This window comes from Paenibacillus sp. ALJ109b (assembly GCF_010747435.1).
Taxonomy (GTDB): Bacteria; Bacillota; Bacilli; order Paenibacillales; family Paenibacillaceae; genus Paenibacillus; species Paenibacillus taichungensis.
Map to the genome: position 1 here is coordinate 261,641 of NZ_JAAIFP010000006.1, position 22,043 is coordinate 283,683.

Genomic DNA, 22,043 nt, shown 5'->3' on the forward strand with positions numbered 1-22,043 from the left:
AGCATATCGAGTTCTGTGCAATAACTGATTTTTATTTTTTCAGCAAAAAACCGGCCCTAAGAGCCGGTTCAATAGAAACATTTTCCGGGAAATAAACTTCCCGTTACCTTACAATAAATCCGCTGCAAGCTGAGCCAACTTGGAACGTTCTCCTTTTTCCAGCATAATGTGTCCACTGATTCCCTCTTGCTTGAACCGCTCCACAATATACGTCAGACCATTACTTGCTGAGTCCAGATAAGGATGGTCTATTTGCTCAGGGTCACCCATCAAAATGATTTTACTGCCTTCGCCCACCCTTGATACAATAGTCTTCACTTCATGTCGAGACAGGTTCTGCGCTTCATCAATAATGATGAACTGTCCTGGTATAGACCGTCCACGAATATAAGTGAGTGCCTCAACCTGAATACTGCCAAGACCCATCAGAATTTTATCAATGTCGCCTGCTTTTTTGGTATCAAACAAAAATTCCAAGTTATCATAAATCGGCTGCATCCATGGTCTTAGTTTTTCTTCTTTCTCACCAGGGAGATAACCGATATCTTTCCCCATCGGCACAACCGGACGAGCGATCAATAATTTTTTGTACTTATGGTCATCCTCCACTTTAAGCAAACCCGCAGCAAGCGCCAACAAGGTTTTCCCCGTACCCGCCTTTCCTGTAATCGTGACAAGTGGAATATCATCATTCAGGAGCAGTTCTAGGGCCATACGCTGTTGCGCGTTACGTGCACTGATGCCCCATACATTATCATTACTCAGGAAAAGTGGTTCCAACTTCGTTCCTTCTGTATTTACTTTGAGTAAAGCCGATTTATTGGTTCCCATCTCATCCTTGAGAATTACAAATTCATTCGGGTAAAGCGAATAAGACAACTGTAACGGTTTGATCGGTAGGAAGCGATATGTGTAAAACTCATCAATGACCGAAGGATGAACCTTCAGGGCAGTATAGCCTGGATATAATTCACTAAGACCTGCCGTTCGATCTGATAAGTAATCCTGTGTGAAAAGACCGAGTACATCCGCTTTGATACGAACAAGCACATCCTTGCTGACCAGAACCACTTGTCGCTCAACGACCTCTTTCTCATTTTCCTCGATCTGATAATTCAGTGCGACGGCCAAAATCCGATTATCGTTGGACACCTCTCCAAACATTTCCTGTACTTTTACAAAACTACGATGATTCAGTTCCACTTTCAGATTGCCTCCATTAGCTAAAGGGACGCCACTGTGCAGATGTCCCAATTCACGCAACCCATCAAGAAGTCTCGATACATTACGGGCATTACGCCCAATTTCATCAGCATTTCTTTTTTTGGAGTCGATCTCCTCCAGTACAACCGCGGGAATGATTACCTCATGTTCCTCAAAGGCAAATATGGCATTGGGGTCATGCAGAAGCACGTTCGTATCCAATACAAAAATCTTTTTCATTCAATCCCCTCCAAAGCGGCGTCGTTAAAGGCATGGATAAGTTTGATCTTTCAGCAGCGACATGGACAATCATGCTCCCATACATAAATGTATTCGACTAGGACAAAATAATTGTCAACCATTCTGAAAAACTCCAGGAAAGGATGAACATTTATGAAATATTGGGTTTGCACGCTGCTTCTGATCTTTATACTTACAGGCTGCAACAGTTCTACACGTAATGCCTCGCAGCAACAAGGTCAGCATGCCAAAGGTTACGGAGGAAATGTTACAACTCAGCAAGACCAAAGGAAAGGATCTCACATGCTCAATACTCAGGAAGATCGGTTGCACCCTTCAGCTGTGGACCATCTGACCGAAAATACAGGTGAGGTTCATGAGAAAAACGTCATGGACAACACCAAGGCCGATCGGATGCCAAATGAAAAAAGGGTTACCCACCTCAAAACACTTGCCAAGCAAGTGGAAGGTGTCAAAGATGCCAACTGTGTCATTCTTGGCAATACAGCCGTAGTTGGCATTGATGTTGACGGTGAACTGGAGCGTGCACGAGTAGGTACAATTAAATACTCTGTAGCCGAAGCCCTCCGCAAAGATCCGGAAGGTGTGGATTCCATTGTTACCGCAGATGCTGATGTCACTGAACGCATTAAGGAAATTGGTGAGCATATTCGTCAAGGTCATCCAATATCCGGTTTCGCTTCAGAACTTGCTGACATGATGGGCCGGATCATTCCCCAACTACCCAAAGATGTCAAAGTCCGTCAAAATCCGGATGAACATGTTGAGCGTGAACAACAAATTCAGCAGCTGCATTCTTCAGACAAAAGACAACAAAAAGCCCAGTGATCTCTCACTAGGCTTTTTTCATTGCAGTAAAAACCTGCTCATCTAATTTCTCAGCAGCACGCTGATCATATATTTTGACAAATTGAGGCACAGAAGATAGCTGGGCTCCATAAAAAAGGGCGTTTCTTACCGCTTCAATGGAAATGTCGAAACAGCACATATTAAACGGAACATCCTGTAACGGATTTTGTCGTACGGAAGCACGTCCGTTTACCGCATACACCATCTCTTCTCCAAAAATGGTGACGGTAATAGCCGGATTCTCGATCATATTGTTCACGAGACGTGAACGATGATCAATCGCCACACGAAGGGTAGAAGCATTCTCCGCATAAATCCAGGAGATTGCTGTTGATGTCGGACCTCCAGATTCAATGTCCACGGTGCTCAAGAGCACAAAGGTTTCGTTCTTGAATTGCTGTAAAAGAGATTCAGTCAATTGTGTGACGGCTTCGGACATCCAACCAGCCCCCTAATCTTCTTTATGCAATTCTTGATTCGTTGTTGGTGATATTATAGCATACCATCAAACTTGCTTCCAATCCCAAAAGAATCAATGTTACTCAGCTGTTGGAGATGCTGTTACTTTGCCTGAAAGTGTATCCTGCAACGCCTGTTTGGCATTAGCCAATTCAGTTTCGTTGATATAAACATATGGACTTCTCCACTCTCCGGTTACAGGTGTGTAGTGCACATCCGATTTGGAAATATTCCAATAGGTTGAAATGAAGTTCTTCATTTGCTCTGATTCCACATCTGTTGTCATGTTATCGTCAACAGCGCCTATCACTTTACCAATCTTCGTTACGCCTCCCAGTGATTTCAACTGATCCAACATGGAATTCAACACTTGATTCTGACGTTTATTTCGGTCAAAGTCGTTGGATTCATCTGTCTTAGGCTTACAGTTCGATTTACGGTAACGAACAAAATCAAGTGCATCTTTACCATCCAAATGCTGTGCACCAGCTACCAGGTTAATATCCGTGCCATCGGCCGTATCTTTGTAACACATGTTTTTATCCACTGTCACATCCACGCCACCTACAGCATTAACCGCATCACGGAACGCTTGAAAATTCAGTACCGTTGTATAATTGATATCCACATTCAGATATTTGCCCATCATTTCTTTCATTTGATCCTCCGCATTTTTGCCAGAGGTTTTTTCTTGGGCTTTAAATTTAGGATAATAGGAATTCAATTTATTCGCCTTATATCCATCCAACTGAATACGGGTATCCCGAGGTAAAGATACAATGGTTGCCGTCTTGGTCTCCGGATTCAGAGAAGCTACCATAACCACATCCGAGAGATACGTACCTGTTTCGGGACGGTTATCCGTACCTAGCAGCAACATCGTAATGGGTTTGGTTTTGGCTGACATTCCAGCCGGTACTGGCTTGTCAATGCCCGTATCAGCTACCTGATTGTATACCCAATAGAGATATCCACCGCCAACCACAATTGCAATAACCAATAAACTTAAAATCAGTCTGCCAAAGGTTCGCATCTTTTTCTTCTTCTTTGGTTGCTTGCCTTTGCCGTTCTTCGATCCAGAAGCGCCGGATTGAGTCGGTGCCTGTCTCCGTGGAGGCAGTCCGTTCGAATTCGAGTTCATATCTTCAACACCTTTATCACATCTGTTTTGGCCTATATATAAGACAACCGCTTTCCCTAAGGAAAACGGATGGTCTATACTATACAGAATTTATGAGTTTCGAGCGGCAGCTTCCGCTTTTTTCTTTTGACGACCTTCAATAAAATAGCGCACTCTCACTAACAGCATCAAACCAACAGCCACCAGCAAACATTGAATTATTGGCAACTTGTCGATTTGAAAAACAAGAAGCATGAATGTGCCCATCGCCATCAATATATAGAGAACGATTTCCTTACCAAGTGGCAATTTCTGACGTACCCGAAACACCTTGTTATATACGTAAGTAATCAATACAAAGATGACGATGTAGGCTACGATCGGGTTTGATGCGAACCATGCTTGCATGCACAGCCAGCTCCTTTCGTGTTCATGCTAAGATATAAGTTAACTATTGTGAAACCCTTTCGATAACTCTGAATAAGACACACATCGGAGGTGACCGTTCCGGTATCGGATCGTTCTTTTGATCGCTGTTATCCCCAGATTTTTTTGATCCATTTACTCAATGGTAAAATCCGGGGATAAAGGCGAACGCTTCGCTTCTGCAGAATCGATTCCGATCCCTTCACTAATTCCATTGTGCATAACATCGTTAACTTCTGTGTTCCATCAAATGCTAACTTATATAGTTTATTTTGTTGTTATTAGGCTTTCGAAGCCATTTTACGTTGTTTCTCTGCACGCTCACGCTCGGATTTATTCAGGATCTTCTTACGAAGACGAATAGATTTCGGTGTAATCTCACAATATTCGTCTTCATTCAGGTATTCAAGCGCCTGTTCCAACGAGAAGATAATCGGAGTTTTAATTTTAACCGTATCATCTTTACCTGAAGAACGAACGTTAGTGAGTTGTTTTTCTTTGCAGATGTTAACAACGATATCATTGTCACGTGTATGTTCACCAACAATCATACCTTCGTAGATTTCAGTACCCGGCTCCAAGAAGAGCGTACCGCGATCCTCAACGCCCATCATGCCATAGAACGTAGATGTACCAGTTTCAGTTGAGATCAGCACGCCTTGGTGACGTCCACCTACTTGACCGGATACTACTGGAGCGTAGCTGTCAAATGCATGGTTCATTACACCGTAACCACGAGTCAATGTCAGGAAGTTGGTGCTATATCCGATCAAACCACGTGCTGGAATCAGGAACTCCAGACGAACTTGACCACTACCTGTGTTGACCATGTTAACCATCTCTGCTTTACGTGCGCCCAGGCTCTCCATTACGGAACCCATGCTTTCTTCAGGAATATCAATCAACAAGCGCTCTAGAGGTTCCATTTTCTTACCGTCAACTTCTTTAACGATAACTTCTGGTTTGGATACTTGAAGCTCATATCCTTCACGACGCATATTTTCAATCAGGATACCTAAGTGAAGCTCACCACGTCCAGAAACGACAAATGCATCCGGGCTATCCGTTTCGTCAACACGAAGGGAAACGTCTGTTTCCAATTCTTTTAACAAACGCTCACGAAGTTTACGGGAAGTTACCCATTTACCTTCACGACCTGCGAATGGACTGTTGTTCACGAGGAACGTCATTTGCAGTGTAGGCTCATCAATTTTCAAAACTGGAAGTGCTTCAGGATTGTTTGGATCAGCGATGGTTTCACCAATGTTGATGTCCTTGATTCCTGCAATCGCAACGATGTCGCCTGCTCCTGCTTCTTCCGTCTCAATACGTTTGAGACCCTGGAAACCGAACAGTTTCTCGATACGTGCAGTTTTGCTCTTACCATCACGCATAATAACCGTTACCGATTGTCCTTGACGGATCACACCGCGGTTAACACGACCAATGGCAATACGGCCAAGGTATTCATTGTAGTCCATCAAAGTAACGAGGAATTGAAGTGGTTCTTCAACATTTTCGGTAGGGTGTGGGATATGACTAACGATGGTATTGTAAATCGCCATCATGTTGTCATCCTGTTTTGCAGGATCATTATCCATGCTGGATGTTCCGTTCAATGCGGAAGCATATACAACAGGGAATTCAAGTTGTTGATCGTTGGCACCCAGTTCAATGAACAGGTCCAGTACTTCATCAATAACCTCAGTCGGACGAGCCGCTGGACGGTCAATTTTGTTTACAACAACGATTGGTGTCAGGTTGTGCTCCAAAGCTTTACGAAGTACGAATTTCGTTTGCGGCATACATCCTTCGTAAGCATCAACAACGAGCAAAACGCCGTCAACCATTTTCATGATACGTTCCACTTCACCACCAAAGTCGGCGTGTCCTGGTGTATCCACAATATTGATCAGGTAATCTTTATAGGTAATAGCTGTGTTTTTGGCCAGAATCGTAATACCGCGTTCACGCTCCAAATCGTTGGAGTCCATTGCGCGCTCCTGTACCGTTTCGTGATCACGGAAAGTACCGGATTGCTGGAGCAACTTGTCGACGAGCGTTGTTTTCCCGTGGTCGACGTGGGCAATAATCGCAATATTGCGAATGTGTTCTCTTGAATGCATGGTTTGTATCCATATCCTTTCCAATTTCAATTCTTATCTACTAAACTTCCCGCAAATTCGCAGGTTACTCACCCAAAATAAGCGTCGGTGATATCCCGACGCATGCCTATATCCCTTATATTATAGTTGATCATAGGTAAAAATCAAGATATTTCGCTTGAAAGACCGCTGGGAATGTTACCAGCCTCTCCCTTGGCGTCCTCGGCCAAACAGCAACCACATCCCGCCTACAATCAAAATTACCGCCAGCACATAGATAATACCGGTGTGAAGCAGTGTAAATCCGAATAAAATAATTGAAAGGATGCCAACGCCCAATGCAACCGGAAGTACCATTGCAGGTCTTCGATGATCAGCCAGTGCATATTCAAGCAAACCAACGGCAATTCCAAGCAAAAAAGCAGGCCACAGGTTGCTCATCAATCCGTTGCCCCATGTATTGGTGATTCCGAACAACAGACCATAGACGGTTAACGTTCCTGCTGGAACGAGTGACCATGATGGCGTAAGCCTTGCATAATATAATGCATGAAGAGCAATACCAGGCAACAAGATGAGCAAAGGCCAGAAGTGCCGTCCAATAAAGCCAAACACACCTAGTTTACCGAGTAAAATTATTAAACCTGCAACAAAAATAAATATTCCGATTGCTTTTTCATTTCTCATCCTCATCTACAATCACCTCTTATAACATTTGGCTATGTACCCCGTAAGATAAACTATAAGCTTACCATGATGACTGACTGTTCCCAGCCTTCTTCTAGTGTAGCCGATGTGTATGCAAAAAACTACACTTTATGTCGTACTTCGCCTCTCTCCATTATCCTGTATTACCCTAAAATGATCGGTCTATGACTTATTCAAGTTCGCCCATTTCTTAAGAACAAATAAATACAGCAAAAAACTGCCCGAAAAGGGCAGTTCGCCAGAAATTTCACATTTCCATTTGCTCAAATTAACTTACGCGTTTCGACGAACGAATTTGTGTGCTCCTCCAATCGCGATTACAAGACAAGCCATAGCTACAGGCAGCAGTGTATGTGCCTCAGCTGCCAAGCCACCAAGCCACTGTCCCAGCTTCGGATCATTCATCACCATCTCACCCGCTGTGAAGGCCAGAATACCTGAACCGGCAAATACCAGAATCGGAAACCGCTTCAACAAACCGACAATCAATCCGCTGCCCCACACCACAATCGGAATACTTATGGCAATCCCGATGACTGTGAGCGCCAAGTCCCCATCCGCCAGAGCAGCAATCGCGAGAACATTATCCAGACTCATGACGAAGTCAGCAATCAAAATGGTTTGGATCGCTTTCCAGGTCGTGGACGCCTTACGAATATGTACTTCATCTTCATTCTGAAGCAGCAGCTTGACAGCAATCCAGAGCAACAGCAAACCGCCAGCCGCCTGAATAAAAGGAATACCCAACAGTAGTACGGCTGCAAAGGTTAACAAACAGCGCAAAACTACAGCGCCGAAAGCCCCCCACCATACCGCCTGCTTGCGCTGTCTCACCGGCAAATCCTTGCTTGCAAGCGCAATAACAACCGCATTATCTCCACTCAGAACCAGATTGATCATCAATATTTCGGTCAACAGCCATAGCGTATCCATGCTTCTCCCCCCCACTCTAACTTGTATGTCAAAGTTGTCCATGCTATTCTTAAACGTTGAACAAGCATTCTCAGGTTTGGATATATAGAAGGAGTGACATCGTATGGAGCTGTTTAGCCCCGCTTTTTGGCTAGCTTTGTTGAACGTTGTATTTATTGATCTAATTCTGGCTGGCGATAATGCCATCGTGATTGGTCTCGCGGCTCGAAATTTGCACCCTTCTGTGCAGAAAAGGGCGATTCTTTACGGAACAGGCGGCGCACTTTTAATTCGTATTGTAGCCACCGTGATTGTTCTCTGGCTGCTTAAAGTGCCTTGGTTGCTTCTTGTTGGGGGATTACTCCTGATCTGGATTGCGTACAAGCTATTAGCAGATCAAGGGGAAGAGCATTCGGATATCAAGGCTGGCAGTTCTCTCTGGGTAGCGGTGCGAACGATTGTCATTGCTGACGCTGCGATGGGACTGGATAACGTCATCGCCGTTGCTGGTGCAGCACAGCAGCATTTGGTACTGGTTATACTCGGACTGCTGATCAGTGTACCTATTATCGTGTGGGGCAGTACGTTGTTTATCAAATTAATTAACCGTTTCCCTTGGATTATTTATCTTGGAGCTATCGTGCTGGGATATACGGCTTCAAATATGATCACAGAGGAACACCGCCTCGTGCCTTTCTTCACTGAGCATCCTGCACTTAGAATCTTATTTATCGTCCTCGTCACTGCTGGTGTCGTGTTTGCAGGATATCGTAAACGTGCAAGCAGTAATAAACCAGGTGGAGAGCGACAGCATTCCTATTCCTAAGCTTTATTAAGTGAAATTCCCATCAGCCACAATTATAAAAAAAGGACTGACCGATAATACATCGGCCAGTCCTTTTTCTTCATGCAGATAACATAGTCCTTATTATGTTATTCAATCCAGAATACGGTTCCTCAGAACCACTCTTCTTTCATGTCATTAACTTTATCCTGCTGATTGGTTATCATAAAGTTTTCACCTGCATGCAGCGTAATTGTTTCTGTCTTCTCCACCGCCTGCTCCACCCATTCCGGTAGTTGACTCATAGTCGCTTCGATTTTGTCCACAATGCGAAGATTCGGGTTCGTTGTTGGGGATTTCGGTATAAAAAGAGTACAACAATCCTCATATGGCAGAATCGATATATCATACGTTCCGATCTGTTTGGACAGAGTAATAATTTCCTGCTTGTCCATCATGACAAGTGGTCGCAGCAACGGCAGATCCGTCGCACGTCCAATGACATTCATGCTTGGCAGGGTCTGGCTTGCTACCTGACCCAGACTATCTCCGGTAATCAGTGCAAGCGCGCGCTCACGTTCAGCTAGCTTGGTTGCAATACGTAACATGGAGCGGCGCATCAGTGTGATGATCAAGTTATCCTGTCCCAGTTGGGTAAAGGCTGTTTGAATTTCCGTAAAAGGAACTAGATGCAGCTTAATTGTGCCTGCATGATCAGCAAGTGCACGCGCCAAATCAATGACCTTTTCTTTGGCACGCTGGCTTGTGAACGGATAACTGTAAAAATGTACACATTCCACTTCTAGGCCTCTACGCATCGAAGACCATGCAGCTACAGGGCTGTCTATGCCACCCGATAGTAATAGCATCGCTTTACCATTTGTACCCAGGGGAAATCCGCCTACGGCTGGAATGACTTCACTGAAGATATATGTGCCCTGATCCCTGATTTCCACACGTAGTTCAATGTCAGGTTGACGCACGTCTACACTTAACTGCTGGAATTTCCGAAGAATCGGAGAACCCACTAGATGGTTCATTTCATGCGAAGAGTTGGGGAACTCTTTCCATACACGCCGTGCATTAACTTTAAACGTGGTACCGTCTTTGAATTCAGACTCTCTCTCATCCATAAAAGCAACGGCTGTCTCCACGATTTGATCAGTTTCAGATGGAGTCACTTTAACGGGACTGATCGACGTAACGCCGAATACTCGTTTCAGCACAGCAATCAGCTCTGTATGAGATTCGCCACCCAGATCAACATACAACCGTCCAAACTCCTTCCGCAGACTTGCACCTGGATAAGGTTTGAGCAGGGAACGTACCTGGGTGATGATCGTTTTTTCGAACCGGGCACGGTTTTTTCCTTTTAACATAAACTCTCCGAAACGGAGAAGCAGCATATCATATTTCATCTAAAATCACATCCGCCTTTCCAACGGGCGCAGCTGCGCCACCATCTGATGTAAAGCCTGCTCCAGCAGTGCCACATCTTCTTCTGTATGTTCATCTCCAAGACTAATACGCAATCCACCAGCAGCACAAGCATTATCCCTGCCCATGGCAAGCAATACCCTGCTGGGTTCAGCCGATCGCGAAGAGCAGGCAGATTGTGTAGAAACAGTTACTCCAAGTTGTTCAAGGGTATGCAGCGCCACTTCTGCCTTCATTCCAGGATAGGAAAAATGAACAATGTGCGGAGCTCCCTCTTTACGACTATTTAATACAAGTCCGGGAATCGTATCTATGACCTCCATAATACGATCTCGCAAAATGGTTGTACGCTGCGCAAAGTCAGCCTGACGTTCCGCAGCGAGACGCATCGCCTTCGCCATACCCACAAGCAAAGGTACATTTTCAGTACCCGCTCTTAGTCCCTGCTCTTGGGAACCCCCTGACAGTAAAGGCGTGAGCTCGACTCCACTTCGTACGTAGAGAAGTCCAGCTCCTTTGGGACCACGAATCTTGTGAGCAGACAAGCTGTACAGATCCGCGCCCCATGCCGCAGGTTTAGCTTCCATCTTGCCAAAACCCTGAACACCATCTACATGAAAAAGCACCTTTGGTGCTTCCTTTTTCAGTCGTGCACCGATTTCAGCAATTGGATGTATCGCTCCTGTTTCATTGTTCACATGCATCAGACTCACAAGCACCGTATCCGATCTTATGGCATCCATTACCAACTGGGTGCTAACCAGACCATCGGAATCCACGGGAAGCCAAATGACCTCCCATCCCCACTGCTGTAGCTGCACAAAACTCTCGTAAACTGAAGCATGTTCCGTTGCAGTTGTAATGATGTGTTTGCCCCTAGACTGATACTGTAATGCCGCCCCTTTAATGGCAAGATTGTTGCTCTCAGTTGCGCCTGAGGTAAATACGATTTCTTCCGGTTTCACATCAATTGCGGCGGCGCAACCAGATCGCGCCCGGCGCAAGAGTTGATGGGCTCGCTCACCATATCCATGTATCGATGACGGATTCCCATATTGCGCCTCCATAATCTCGGCCATTGTACGAACGACATCCGGATGAGGAGGCGTCGTTGCTGCATAATCAAAATATTTCAAATGAGGTTCCCCTCCTTGTCTCTTCGTTGTGGAATCTACAGTGAGCATTGTAACACGATCCCCGCTCAACACAAAAAGACCAAACAGGAACTAAGCACATTTAAGGCTGCTGTTCCCGCGTTTGATCTCTTCCGGGGCGTTCTGTTGTGTTGCCACATCTTTGGTCTATACCATTTAAACCGTATATTTCGACTGTGCTTTCTCCACTTTGGAGATATAAGCCTGTGTTTCCGAAGGGAGGCGGTTAAGTACACTCATCAGTTCAGCGTCACTCGATACACCCAGACTCGAAACCCGTCCCGGTCCGGCATTATATGCAGCAAGTGCCATCTTCACCTCGCCACCAAAACGCTGGAGCTGGAGAGACAGGTATTTGGTTCCACCATCTATATTCTGAGCGGGATCGTAAGCGTTGCTTACTCCCAACCCTGCTGCCGTTCCATCCATCAACTGCATTAGTCCTTTGGCACCTGCGGATGACACTACATTCGGATTGAAGCCGGATTCTGTATCAATGACCGCTTTGATCAAAGATTCAGGCACCCCATATTTGGCGCTTGCTGAAGCAATCAAAGATTCAAAATCTGTAGGTACAGATACACCCGAATCGACTACTCCAGTATTTAACAGAGAAGATAAAGAAACCACATTATTGTTCGAGGAAGAAACGGAACTTGCATCCGGATTATACATGCTTCCAAGCTGCAGCCACAACAGGCCGTCATTCGATCGTTTGGAGATCGTAGCAGAATTCACGTCTTCGCCAACGGTATCAGTATTGTTCAAAGTATTTGAATTCGTCCCGAGCAACCCGTCCATCATACTGGCAAAATCCACTGTTGAAGCGGAGTTTCCATCTGATGCATTTGTTTCGTTGAGACTATTGGACAATTGCAGTTCCAGCAACTGCCGCGACGCGCGCGGATCAATCTGCATGAGTTATATTCACTCCCGTATAATGTAAACGTAGATTATGACTTTATTCTACATTATTTTACAGGGAGGTTCCATTGTTTTCAAAAAAATAGACCGATCATACAACTTTATTTCGTAAATGCGAAAAAACCTTCTGCAATCCCCATTTAATTAAGGTGAGAGCAGAAGGCTGCAAATAATAAGCTCATATCCTGTTTGGTTAAGCACTTGTGTATTGCTTATTACATCATGTTTGTGCTTTATTAACGGGCGAATGGAATCATGAAGAAATAGCTGAGTGTTGCCACTGCGCCAAGTCCGATGGACCACGCACCCGCCGTTTTCCGGCCATTGACGTAAGCATAGTAACCAAGTACCGCTGCAGCTGGACCAAGGACAATGGACCACATAAATAAGGATGCGATACCAAAGGCCAGCCCCATATATCCGGAGATACGGCCAGTAGATTTCATAACACCGTCATCTTCACGCTTCACAGGGGTATGATCTGTTCTTTCCGTAGGTTCTGTTCGAATAGAACCTGTTGGGGGCGCTACCTCTGCGCCATATTCTTCTCTGTGGCTACGTCTTGGATAGTCTACACGCTGACGCTGCTTTTCATCTAACGGAGTCGTTTTTGGACGTTGGAACGATTGATCATCTCTACGGTCATTATTCATTGCAAAGCACCTCCATATAAATGGGAATGACTGCTCATTTCGGTTTGAATGTGTGACAGCAAGTCGCAGATGAAGTACGAGCATGATCGTGATGATCGGAATCAAAGGTCTCTCCTGCAAATTCCTCATGTAAGCGACGGGTGGCATGTTGGTCGATGTCAATCATGATGGCATCAGCCTGGCAGAAATTGTTTTCTCCCCAGAAGTGGCAGTTAGCAACACTGCATTTGACGATCGGCTTCTCTTGGCTCATTTTTATCACCTCGACATCTATTGTCTCCGCACCGCAAATCGGCTATTCTCCAACGAAATGCCAGATGATGACATGATCCTTTATCTACAATGCCAGTTAAAGAAAACGCAAAAAAACCGCCACAAGGGCGGTTTTGTACAATTCGTATATAAGTTGAAAATGTAATTACGCGTGATTGCGTTGGTTTTGCATCCGACGCTGCGTTAGGTAGTCACTTTCATAAAATGCCAAATCATCGCGCAGTTCTTCGTACGTTTTGGATATCTCAAGAATGACATCACGTACTGCACGAATTGGCTTATCACGGAAACGGATTGCATCCTGTCCAGTGTAAGCATATCTTCCATCTTCGGAGTAACATTCATTTTTAGGATAAAAAAAGCTGTTTATGCTTTGATGGTATGTGTTATAGAGAGCCTTTTCGGCAAAATCGACATCAAAATTGGCACGACGCAGCACAACGCCAAGTTTTTCGTAAGAAACTTCAGAAAAAACGAGCAAATGACGGAGATCCGAAAGAAATCCTTTGTAGAAGGCTGATGACTCTTCCGTCTGATTCTGATCCAGTTCAGGCAAGGCATTTTCATTCAAAAATTTTTCGATCCGATCGATAGCCGGTTTTAACTTTTCCCTAGTTGACTCACATGTTTTCTGTACATTGGCTGCTGACATAAAGGTAGCTCCCCCTTAAATAAGTCCTTACATATAGATCGGCCAACGGGAGGTTCTCCCCTAGCCTTGAATTCTCAGGTACTATCCTACCATAAAAAGATGACGAGCGGTATCCCTTAATCAGGCTTTCCCTTTCTGTTCCTGAACATGCCCATTACACACAGCTCACCTGATGTTCACCTGCATAAAAATAACCGCTTTTCCTAACGATAGATATATCCAGTGACAACGATGAAATCAGAGCACTGTAAGATGATTGTCAAAATAAACGAGGAGGTTCCATCCTTATGTCCAGACCGAAATGGGTTAACTGGGCCATTGCCGCGGGTGCGGGCGCACTTGCCTTGACGCTTTTGCTTCCAACGTCCAATCGCCCTGTTCCTGCTCCAAGTGCCATGCCCGATTCTCCACACGAGGAACATGCGAGCAAACAACGTCTTAAAGTCCAGGATGTAAAGTCAACCGATCTGCTGACCCGTGCAGATGCCAAACAGCACCTTAGTATCATGCTTGAGAAGACCTCCAAAATGAATGATGTGCAAATAAGCCAATACGTTAAAGAGCTACAACAAACACATGATCATATACGGTCTATTGATGTAATGAATACCAAGGGATCACGCAGTCGGCACTTTGACAAAACAACAGCAAAAGGAAGTAAAATGGAACAGCAAAAGCTGGAACATTCTCTCGCCCTAGCCAAGAAAGCAGTGAGCAAACGTCAAAGCTTCGAATCTTCTTCCTTTCCTCTAGGCAAGGAAAAGTTTTTTGTTATGGCGCAGCCCTCCAAGGATGGAGAACGTGCCGTCATCGCCCTATTTAGCCAAAATGTACTGAATGCCGTGGAACAGCATCAGCGCAAAAATTTGCGCATGATTCCTTATCCGCGTGAAGGTAAATTCAAAATCGAGTCTGTGCACCCCGACACCCTTAAAGAAATCACTGTAAAAACAGGACATGATAATGCCAATGCCAGCCATTTTTACGAAAATGAAATCGTCATTCGTTTCCGTCAGGATCCAGGTGAACGGGATATGCGCATCATTAAATCTGACCTGCGGACGCAATCGGCACGCAAGCTGGGGTACACGTATGTTTTTCGGTCGGAACATATGAATTATGAACAATTACATGCTTATTTCGAACGTAAATGGAATCCGCTGTATATGGAACCCCACTACATGTATTTAACCAATGAGACCGCTCCTGAACAAAAAGATGTAACCGTGCCCAATGATATTTTGTTTTCCGATTACCAATGGAACTTGCCCGCAATTGAGACTAACCGCGGCTGGAATATTACGAAGGGCAACAAGGATGTTATCGTTGCGGTGGTAGACACCGGCGTTGATCTGACTCATCCCGATCTGAAGGGTAAGCTGCTGAAAGGTTATAACGTTGTCGATCCGGCGAGCCAACCGCTTGATGACGTAGGTCATGGTACACATGTAGCTGGCATCATTGGCGCTGTTGTGAATAACAACGAAGGTGTAGCAGGCATGAGCTGGTATAACAAGGTACTACCTGTTAAAGTGCTGGATAATTCGGGTTCAGGCACAACCTATGCTGTGGCCGAAGGCATCATTTGGGCTGCTGATCATGGAGCCAAGGTCATTAATATGAGTCTGGGTAACTATGCGGATGCCCAATTTCTTCATGATGCTATCAAATACGCTTTTGATCGCGACATCGTATTAATTGCAGCGACTGGTAACGATAATACGGAGCGTCCGGGATACCCTGCCGCTTATCCGGAAGTATTTGCAGTATCTGCTACGGATCCGGACATGAACAAAGCTTCCTATTCCAACTACGGGGATTACGTCGATGTGACGGCTCCAGGGTCTAGCATTGCAAGTACGTATCCGAACAACCAATATGCAGCCTTGTCCGGAACGTCGATGGCCAGCCCCCATGTAGCGGCACTTGCAGGCTTGATTCGCTCACTCAACCCTGATCTGACCAATACAGAAGTTATGGATCTCATGCGTCAAAGCGTCATAGATCTGGGAGACCCAGGTCATGACAAGTATTTCGGTTATGGTCAAATCGATGTGTTTAAAGCATTGGAGGCGGCCTCTGGCAACAGTGCCCCACTTCAATTTTGGCCGCAACATGTGCGACAGCAAATGGACAATACAATGAAAAAGTACATCAAACAATAACTGTACACTGGATATAAAAAAACAAAAGCAGCTGCGCCCCGGGGCGTATGCTGCTCTTTGGTATGTTCACCTATTTCCCCGGGGCACCCGCTGCACTAGCGTTTGCGAGAAGTTGTGCGGGATTTGCTTGATTTTTTCACGGATTTTTTCTTACCGTTGTGGCTTGAAACATAACAAGGATCTTCTTCTTTGACCACGACAGGATACATGTGATGATGGATTGGCACACAGTGATGTTTTTTGATGACTTCGATCGGGTGAATTACGGGTACGATTTGTGGGATGTAGTAATCTTCAACAACCTGGATTGGGTCACATACAATCGGACAAAGCGGTGGACAGAAATGGTTCATTTCAAACCAACTCCCTTTCAAGTGATACTATAACGTATTGCACTGGGTCCGATGTGGATTGGATGTATGTCCGTGTTCCGAAAAATTATATAAGCGGGAGCCTGTCCGCCGTTGCCCCACCCTGTTGCGGTGTAATGTTCTTAATGACCATGCATAATACCCGCAACCCTTCACATAACAGCTCCTGATTCGTAACCGTGAAGCAAATCCGTAGACTCGCCGTATCCGTTTCCCCCACATAACACGCAGAGCCCGGCAAAAAAGAAACACCTGCAGCAAGTGACTGGCGGTGCAGCTCACGCATATCCAAACCATCTGGCAATTGCAGCCACAAGTTTAGTCCTCCATCAGGCAAAATCCAGTACATCCCGGGAGAACCATGTTCCTCCAATACCGCTGATGCGGCAAGCAGCCGGGAATATAACTCATCCCTCAATCGCGCTGTATACGCACTGTATTGATGTTGTATAAACGATTGCAACGCCTTTTGTGTAAGCAGCGGACTTCCGAGATCCGCAGTGGATTTGGCGGCAACAAGTCGGGTGAGCACACTTCCGTCTGCAACCGCACACGCCACACGACAGCCGGGAGATAATACTTTGCTGAAGCTTTTGATATATATCACATGGCCCGTCCCATCCATCGATTTAATGGAAGCAGGGGGAGGATCACGGAAATACAGATCGGCGAACGGATCATCCTCCAGGATGAGACAATGATAACTTTGAGCAAGGTTAAGTAGTTGCGCACGCCGTTTGGCACTCATCGTAATCCCCGTAGGATTGTGAAACGTAGGAATCGTGTATATCAACTTGGGTGGGTATGTATCACATAATCGGGTTAACAGATCAATACGCATACCATCGTCATCCATTGGCACCGTAATAATCTTCGCTCCTCTGCTTGTGAACACATCAATGGCTCCCGTATAGCTCGGTGCTTCCATGTAAACGACATCACCAGGACCAACAAACGTACGCGCGACAAGATCGATTCCCTGCTGGGTACCGCTCGTAATCAGCATCCGTTCAGGCATTACCCGCAAACCTCTTTCTGCAAAATGCCCGGAAAACGTCTGACGAAGTTCCCGGTCCCCCTGAAAGGACCCGTAGGCTGCCATGCGCTCTGGATGATTCGAGGAAAGTCGGTATGCACTGTCAATGATCTCTCGCGTTGGCAACAATTCAGGCTGAATCGCCGACATGTGCAGCTCATATCTAACTTGTGGAGATGCATCAAAATGTCTCCAGAGCTGAGCTCGGGGCAGATAATCCACAAGAGCCATCTGCCAGTTCCAAGGTGTGCTGGATTCATTCTTTGCATGAGTACGGTGAGTTCTCTCCGTATCCTCCGTTTTCTCCAGCTCTTGCGCGCCACGTACATAACATCCCTTCCCCTGGGAACATGTAATCAGCTGTATAGCTTCGAGCTCGGCATAAGCTTTGGACACGGTGACCAGGCTGACGCCCAGATCAGTCGTCATTTTACGAACCGACGGCAGACGGGTTCCAGGCTCGATTAGTCCAGACCTTATTCGGTCAGCAAGTGTAAGGGCAATCTGAACATACAATTTGGTGCTGCTTCCCCGTTTCAATTCAATATGCACACATGCACCCTCCCAACTGTTATGATCAGCATTTTACTGTTATACTGCATTCCGTCTAATATAGTTTATAATATCAGTATAACAGTGAATAACAGGAGATGAGAATAATATGAATATCCCTTGGTCCAAAATGGCACAAAATACCCCGTCCTCTGTCGTTCGCGACATGTTACAGGCTGCACAGGCGCCTGGAATGATTTCTCTAGCCGGAGGTTTACCTGCCCAGTCATCATTCCCGCTTGAAGCCATCCGTGACGCATACGAAAAAGTATTCATGGGTGGTTCAGCTGCTCTTCAATATGCAGAGACAGAAGGTTTCCGACCATTACGTGCCAAAATTGCAGAACGTCTTGAATCCAAGGGCATTCCCGCTTCACCTGATCATATGCTTCTGACTACCGGTTCCCAGCAATCCATCGACCTGGTGTGCCGAATTTTGCTCGATCCAGGCGACAGCGTACTGGTTGAATCACCAACCTATCTGGCTGCCCTTCAAGTCATTCATTCCTATCAGGCTGAGGCGCACGGTGTTACTTGTGATGATGACGGCATGTTGCCTGAATCACTGGAGGAACAGCTGCAACTGCATCGACCAAAGCTCGTTTACATTAACCCTACGTTCTCCAACCCGTCAGGTAAAGTATGGAGTCGCGCCAGACGTCAACAAGCCGTAGACCTGTGCCGGAAATATGGCGTACTGATCCTGGAAGACGATCCTTATGGTGAAATCCGCTTTAAACCAGAACAACTGGATGCCCCTGCACTGGCGCAACTGGATGCGGAATCCCATGAGGGTCCATCCAATGTCATCTACACCAGCACATTCTCCAAAACAGTAGCTCCAGGTCTCCGCACTGGCTGGATACTGGCAGCTCCGGATGTTATCAAAATAGCTGCCCGCGCCAAACAGGGTGCTGATTTGCATTCCAGCAGCATCGACCAAAGAGCACTTCATGCGCTATTGGAGTCTTTCGATCTGGACGGGCATATTCGCAATATCTCACAGGATTATGAACAACGGATGAAAAAAATGACCACTCTCATGGCTGCAAAATCGTGGGAAGGTATCTCTTGGAACTCACCGCAGGGCGGAATGTTCCTATGGCTGCAACTGCCTGAGGGCATGCTGGCCAGCAATCTGTTTACCTATGGAATTCAGGAGAAAGTATGCATTGTACCAGGGGATTCGTTCTATGCGGGTACACCGGAGCTGAACCGTATGCGGATCAACTTTACTCATACTGATCCAGATCTTCTTCCCGAGGCTGTAGAGCGTATGGATCGTGCCATTCAACGCTGGCATGCATCATTACAGTCCGACAGTGTAGTTACACTGTAACGAACTGTCATCCACTGTATCATTAGGAACAATTTCTCATTCCAACGAATAACAACAAAAATAAGGCGTCAGACCCGAGAAAGCTCAAAGTCTGACGCCTTATTTATATGACCTGCAAGTGCAGGAATTCTTTTGAAGTTTAATCGCGTCCTTCTGATCAGTCAGGCACATCAGGTACAATCGTTCTGTTTGCCCGTGACTGATAGTGGACTGCACTTGTTACTGTTTGTGTTGTAGTTAGGAAAGCTTACCGTAAGCCGGGTTCTGTGCTCTTCGTGGTTCAGACGGGAACTACCCTCCCACCACAAGCGACAATCATCTATCTAGGCCATACATTGCTGCACAGCTCAAGCGACCAACCTAGACACACCTCGGGCTAAGGCTGCCTTCTCCGAAGAGTCGACTGTGTCCCATTAGGTCTTGCTCCAGATGGGGTTTACCAGGAACGAAGTCACCAGCGTTCCTCGGGGTCTCTTACACCTCGGTTCCATCCTTGCCTGTGCCGGAAAATCCGGCCATCGGCGGTCCATTTCTGTGGCACTATCCTTCAACTCGCGCTGACTGGACGTTATCCAGCATCCTGCCCTGTGGAGCCCGGACTTTCCTCTCGTGGCAACGAAGGCCACCAGCGATTGTCTGTCAAGCTTTCCGAACAACATTACATAGTATACAGGCATTTGAGTTTACAAACAAGCTTAATCTTACTGGAAGCAATGAACCCGAGTGCTTTTAGATAAACTGAAATACTTCCGTGTTCACCTCGGATGCAGTCACTTGTGTGTCATAACGTTTGTCTTCCAAACGTGAACGAAGCCAATCCGCAGTTTTCGGTTTCATGATTTTCTCGGCATTATGCCCGGCGTCGATGATACACATACCCGCCATCAGCGCATCGTGAGCCGTATGATAATCAATGTCTCCAGTTACGATGACATCTGCACCTTTGAACCGTGCCGAAAGGGTATAACGGCTGCCTGAACCGCCAAGCACTGCTGCTTTTTTGATTTGCCGATTGAAATCACCTACTACTCTAACGTATGGCACATCCAGTTGGGCCTTAACGACCTCCACCAGCTCACCGAGTGTCTTTGGTTGTTTGAGTGGTCCCAAGCGCCCCAGACCCAGCGTACGGCCTTTTAAATCCATTGCATACAAGTCATAGGCCACTTCCTCATATGGATGAGCCTTAAGCATCGCTTGTACAACCTTGCTGCGCAGACTCTGAGGTACGATGGTCTCAATCCGCATTTCCTCTACACGCTCCATCTGTCCCTCTGTACCGATGAAAGGTTGTGTCCCCTCTCCCGGTACAAAAGTACCTGTGCCCTCCGTATTGAAGCTGCACTTGTTGTACTGCCCGATACTGCCAGCGCCCGCTTCGAGAATCGCCTGGAGCACCTGCTCATGATGAGTGCGAGGTACAAATACAGCCAGTTTGAACAAATGATCTGTATGTACATCCTCAAGTGATTCCTTGCTCTCAATTCCGATGGCCTCGGCCATCCAGTCATTCATGCCGCCTTCAGCCACATCCAGATTGGTATGACTAATATACACCGCAATATCATGCTTGATCAGCTTCTCGTACAGTTTCCCCATGGGTGTATCGGTATTCAATGACTTGACCGGACGGAAGATGATGGCATGGTGCGCAATAATCAGATTGGCTCCAATCCGAATGGCCTCATCTACAACTTCGTTCGTCACATCAAGCGCGATAAGAACATGCGTAATTTCCTTTTGCAAACTGCCAAGTTGAAGACCAATCCGATCGTCCGGCACGGCCAGATGTTTGGGAGCAAGCTGCTCCATCAATTGAATTACAGTTTGACCTTTGGCAAACATGAGAGTACCTCCTTCAAGTTCACAATAAGACGCTCCACCTCAGCCGCCTTGTCCCGTGAAGACTCCTGATCTGATTTGGAGATGGAATGCACAACACTTTGCAGCTTGACGATTTCGCTCTCCCATTTGGCAAAAAACACATCCGTTGGACGGTCAGTTAAATAAGGCCCCATGCGCAGCAGCAAATCTGATGTCAATTCCACTCCGCCTTCAAGCGGACGTGCACGATACACTTCCTCATTGGCAATCGGACTGAGTTCTTGCGGCATTGCTGTAATAATCTCGTACACTTTGCCATCTTCCTCAAGCAGCTGTTCTGCAACCACCACCCAGTGATGCTCTAGCAGCCAACGTCTGAGAATATCCTCACCAACATTAGGCTGCAAAATAAGAAGCTTGACCTCATCCAGTTTGGAGAGGCCACGATCCAGAATGGAGGCAATGAGTGCTCCTCCCATACCGGCAATGGTGATAACATCCACTTCTCCTGCAGAGATGACATCCAAGCCATCTCCACGACGTACTGTTATTCGTTCCTTCAGGCCTGCATCGCTGACTTGCTTGCGTGCAGCTTCATAAGGGCCGGGGTTGACTTCTCCGGCTACTGCACCTGCTGCTTTCCCGCTGCGTACTGCTGCTACCGGAAGCAAAGCGTGGTCTGAGCCAATGTCAGCCAAGCGGCTTCCTTCGGGAATTTGATCATGTATCCGCTGTAATCGATTCGAAAGTTTCATGAAGCACCTACACCATTCATTTAATTTATTGATTTGCATTGAACAACGAAAAGCGATAAAATGAAATCCAATAAAACATTT

22 protein-coding genes and 1 other RNA gene are annotated in these 22,043 nt (G+C 46.2%); 5 read left to right on the plus strand and 18 right to left on the minus strand.

Annotation, left to right across the window (positions count from 1 at the left end; genetic code table 11):
• Positions 1–108: 108 nt before the first annotated feature.
• Positions 109–1,443: a PhoH family protein gene (locus G3352_RS07455; protein WP_024628438.1), complete on the minus strand. Its 1,335-nt coding sequence runs from the start codon at positions 1,441–1,443 to the stop codon at positions 109–111.
• A 153-nt stretch (positions 1,444–1,596) separates the two neighbouring features.
• On the opposite strand from G3352_RS07455, the gene G3352_RS07460 reads away from it, so the two are divergent.
• Positions 1,597–2,292, plus strand: coding sequence for a YhcN/YlaJ family sporulation lipoprotein (locus G3352_RS07460; RefSeq protein ID WP_163755341.1), 696 nt, complete (start codon positions 1,597–1,599; stop codon positions 2,290–2,292).
• Positions 2,293–2,299: 7 nt separating this feature from the next.
• Here the strand turns inward: G3352_RS07460 and G3352_RS07465 are convergent, their stop codons facing one another.
• From G3352_RS07465 to G3352_RS07490, 6 genes are all read right to left on the minus strand, one after another.
• Positions 2,300–2,752, minus strand: coding sequence for a pyridoxamine 5'-phosphate oxidase family protein (locus tag G3352_RS07465; RefSeq protein ID WP_063567005.1), 453 nt, complete (start codon positions 2,750–2,752; stop codon positions 2,300–2,302).
• 99 nt (positions 2,753–2,851) lie between these two features.
• Entirely contained in the window at positions 2,852–3,913 is a 1,062-nt protein-coding gene (locus G3352_RS07470) for an LCP family protein (RefSeq protein WP_163755343.1), read from the minus strand.
• A 90-nt stretch (positions 3,914–4,003) separates the two neighbouring features.
• Positions 4,004–4,300, minus strand: a complete 297-nt coding sequence (locus G3352_RS07475; protein WP_053781242.1) for a YlaH-like family protein — start codon at positions 4,298–4,300, stop codon at positions 4,004–4,006.
• Positions 4,301–4,599: 299 nt separating this feature from the next.
• Positions 4,600–6,444: a translational GTPase TypA gene (gene typA, locus G3352_RS07480; protein ID WP_091028450.1), complete on the minus strand. Its 1,845-nt coding sequence runs from the start codon at positions 6,442–6,444 to the stop codon at positions 4,600–4,602.
• A 177-nt stretch (positions 6,445–6,621) separates the two neighbouring features.
• Positions 6,622–7,116 (minus strand): hypothetical protein, encoded by a 495-nt coding sequence (locus G3352_RS07485; RefSeq protein ID WP_163755345.1) that lies wholly within the window; start codon positions 7,114–7,116, stop codon positions 6,622–6,624.
• 288 nt (positions 7,117–7,404) lie between these two features.
• Positions 7,405–8,064 (minus strand): TerC family protein, encoded by a 660-nt coding sequence (locus tag G3352_RS07490; RefSeq protein WP_163755347.1) that lies wholly within the window; start codon positions 8,062–8,064, stop codon positions 7,405–7,407.
• 103 nt (positions 8,065–8,167) lie between these two features.
• Here G3352_RS07490 and G3352_RS07495 point away from each other — a divergent pair, with 103 nt between their 5' ends.
• Positions 8,168–8,869: a TerC family protein gene (locus G3352_RS07495; protein WP_062326458.1), complete on the plus strand. Its 702-nt coding sequence runs from the start codon at positions 8,168–8,170 to the stop codon at positions 8,867–8,869.
• 131 nt (positions 8,870–9,000) lie between these two features.
• Here G3352_RS07495 and thiI read toward each other — a convergent pair whose 3' ends face one another.
• The 5 genes from thiI to G3352_RS07520 all read right to left on the minus strand — a co-directional run bounded on the left by thiI (position 9,001) and on the right by G3352_RS07520 (position 13,248).
• Positions 9,001–10,245 (minus strand): tRNA uracil 4-sulfurtransferase ThiI, encoded by a 1,245-nt coding sequence (thiI, locus tag G3352_RS07500; protein ID WP_163755349.1) that lies wholly within the window; start codon positions 10,243–10,245, stop codon positions 9,001–9,003.
• Positions 10,246–10,251: 6 nt separating this feature from the next.
• Positions 10,252–11,400 (minus strand): cysteine desulfurase family protein, encoded by a 1,149-nt coding sequence (locus G3352_RS07505; protein ID WP_163755352.1) that lies wholly within the window; start codon positions 11,398–11,400, stop codon positions 10,252–10,254.
• A 174-nt stretch (positions 11,401–11,574) separates the two neighbouring features.
• Complete coding sequence (locus G3352_RS07510) at positions 11,575–12,336, minus strand: lytic transglycosylase domain-containing protein (protein WP_240342972.1); 762 nt, start codon at positions 12,334–12,336, stop codon at positions 11,575–11,577.
• Positions 12,337–12,578: 242 nt separating this feature from the next.
• Positions 12,579–12,995, minus strand: coding sequence for a hypothetical protein (locus G3352_RS07515; RefSeq protein WP_163755355.1), 417 nt, complete (start codon positions 12,993–12,995; stop codon positions 12,579–12,581).
• 34 nt (positions 12,996–13,029) lie between these two features.
• Complete coding sequence (locus G3352_RS07520; protein WP_064636410.1) at positions 13,030–13,248, minus strand: DUF1540 domain-containing protein; 219 nt, start codon at positions 13,246–13,248, stop codon at positions 13,030–13,032.
• On the opposite strand from G3352_RS07520, the gene G3352_RS07525 reads away from it, so the two are divergent.
• Entirely contained in the window at positions 13,141–13,413 is a 273-nt protein-coding gene (locus tag G3352_RS07525; RefSeq protein ID WP_163755066.1) for a hypothetical protein, read from the plus strand. The genes G3352_RS07520 and G3352_RS07525 overlap by 108 nt on opposite strands.
• Here the strand turns inward: G3352_RS07525 and G3352_RS07530 are convergent, their stop codons facing one another.
• Positions 13,414–13,920 (minus strand): YpuI family protein, encoded by a 507-nt coding sequence (locus tag G3352_RS07530; RefSeq protein ID WP_063567014.1) that lies wholly within the window; start codon positions 13,918–13,920, stop codon positions 13,414–13,416. It lies immediately after the preceding gene.
• 287 nt (positions 13,921–14,207) lie between these two features.
• Here G3352_RS07530 and G3352_RS07535 point away from each other — a divergent pair, with 287 nt between their 5' ends.
• Positions 14,208–16,085 carry a S8 family peptidase gene (locus G3352_RS07535; RefSeq protein ID WP_163755357.1) on the plus strand — a complete coding sequence of 626 codons (1,878 nt, stop codon included), beginning with the start codon at positions 14,208–14,210 and terminating at the stop codon, positions 16,083–16,085.
• A gap of 95 nt (positions 16,086–16,180) precedes the next feature.
• Here the strand turns inward: G3352_RS07535 and G3352_RS07540 are convergent, their stop codons facing one another.
• Positions 16,181–16,438 (minus strand): hypothetical protein, encoded by a 258-nt coding sequence (locus G3352_RS07540; protein WP_064636406.1) that lies wholly within the window; start codon positions 16,436–16,438, stop codon positions 16,181–16,183.
• 85 nt (positions 16,439–16,523) lie between these two features.
• A complete protein-coding gene (pdxR, locus tag G3352_RS07545; RefSeq protein ID WP_163755359.1) occupies positions 16,524–18,044 on the minus strand; it encodes a MocR-like pyridoxine biosynthesis transcription factor PdxR in 1,521 nt (506 codons plus the stop codon).
• A 109-nt stretch (positions 18,045–18,153) separates the two neighbouring features.
• Here pdxR and G3352_RS07550 point away from each other — a divergent pair, with 109 nt between their 5' ends.
• A complete protein-coding gene (locus G3352_RS07550; protein WP_163755360.1) occupies positions 18,154–19,383 on the plus strand; it encodes an aminotransferase-like domain-containing protein in 1,230 nt (409 codons plus the stop codon).
• 238 nt (positions 19,384–19,621) lie between these two features.
• On the opposite strand, the gene rnpB is transcribed toward G3352_RS07550, so the two are convergent.
• The 3 genes from rnpB to G3352_RS07565 all read right to left on the minus strand — a co-directional run bounded on the left by rnpB (position 19,622) and on the right by G3352_RS07565 (position 21,962).
• An RNA gene (gene rnpB / locus G3352_RS07555) (RNase P RNA component class A) lies at positions 19,622–20,031 on the minus strand.
• 81 nt (positions 20,032–20,112) lie between these two features.
• Positions 20,113–21,228 carry a Nif3-like dinuclear metal center hexameric protein gene (locus G3352_RS07560; protein WP_163755368.1) on the minus strand — a complete coding sequence of 372 codons (1,116 nt, stop codon included), beginning with the start codon at positions 21,226–21,228 and terminating at the stop codon, positions 20,113–20,115.
• Positions 21,204–21,962, minus strand: coding sequence for a tRNA (adenine(22)-N(1))-methyltransferase (locus G3352_RS07565; protein WP_099858458.1), 759 nt, complete (start codon positions 21,960–21,962; stop codon positions 21,204–21,206). The genes G3352_RS07560 and G3352_RS07565 overlap by 25 nt, the downstream gene beginning before the upstream one ends.
• Positions 21,963–22,043: the final 81 nt, after the last annotated feature.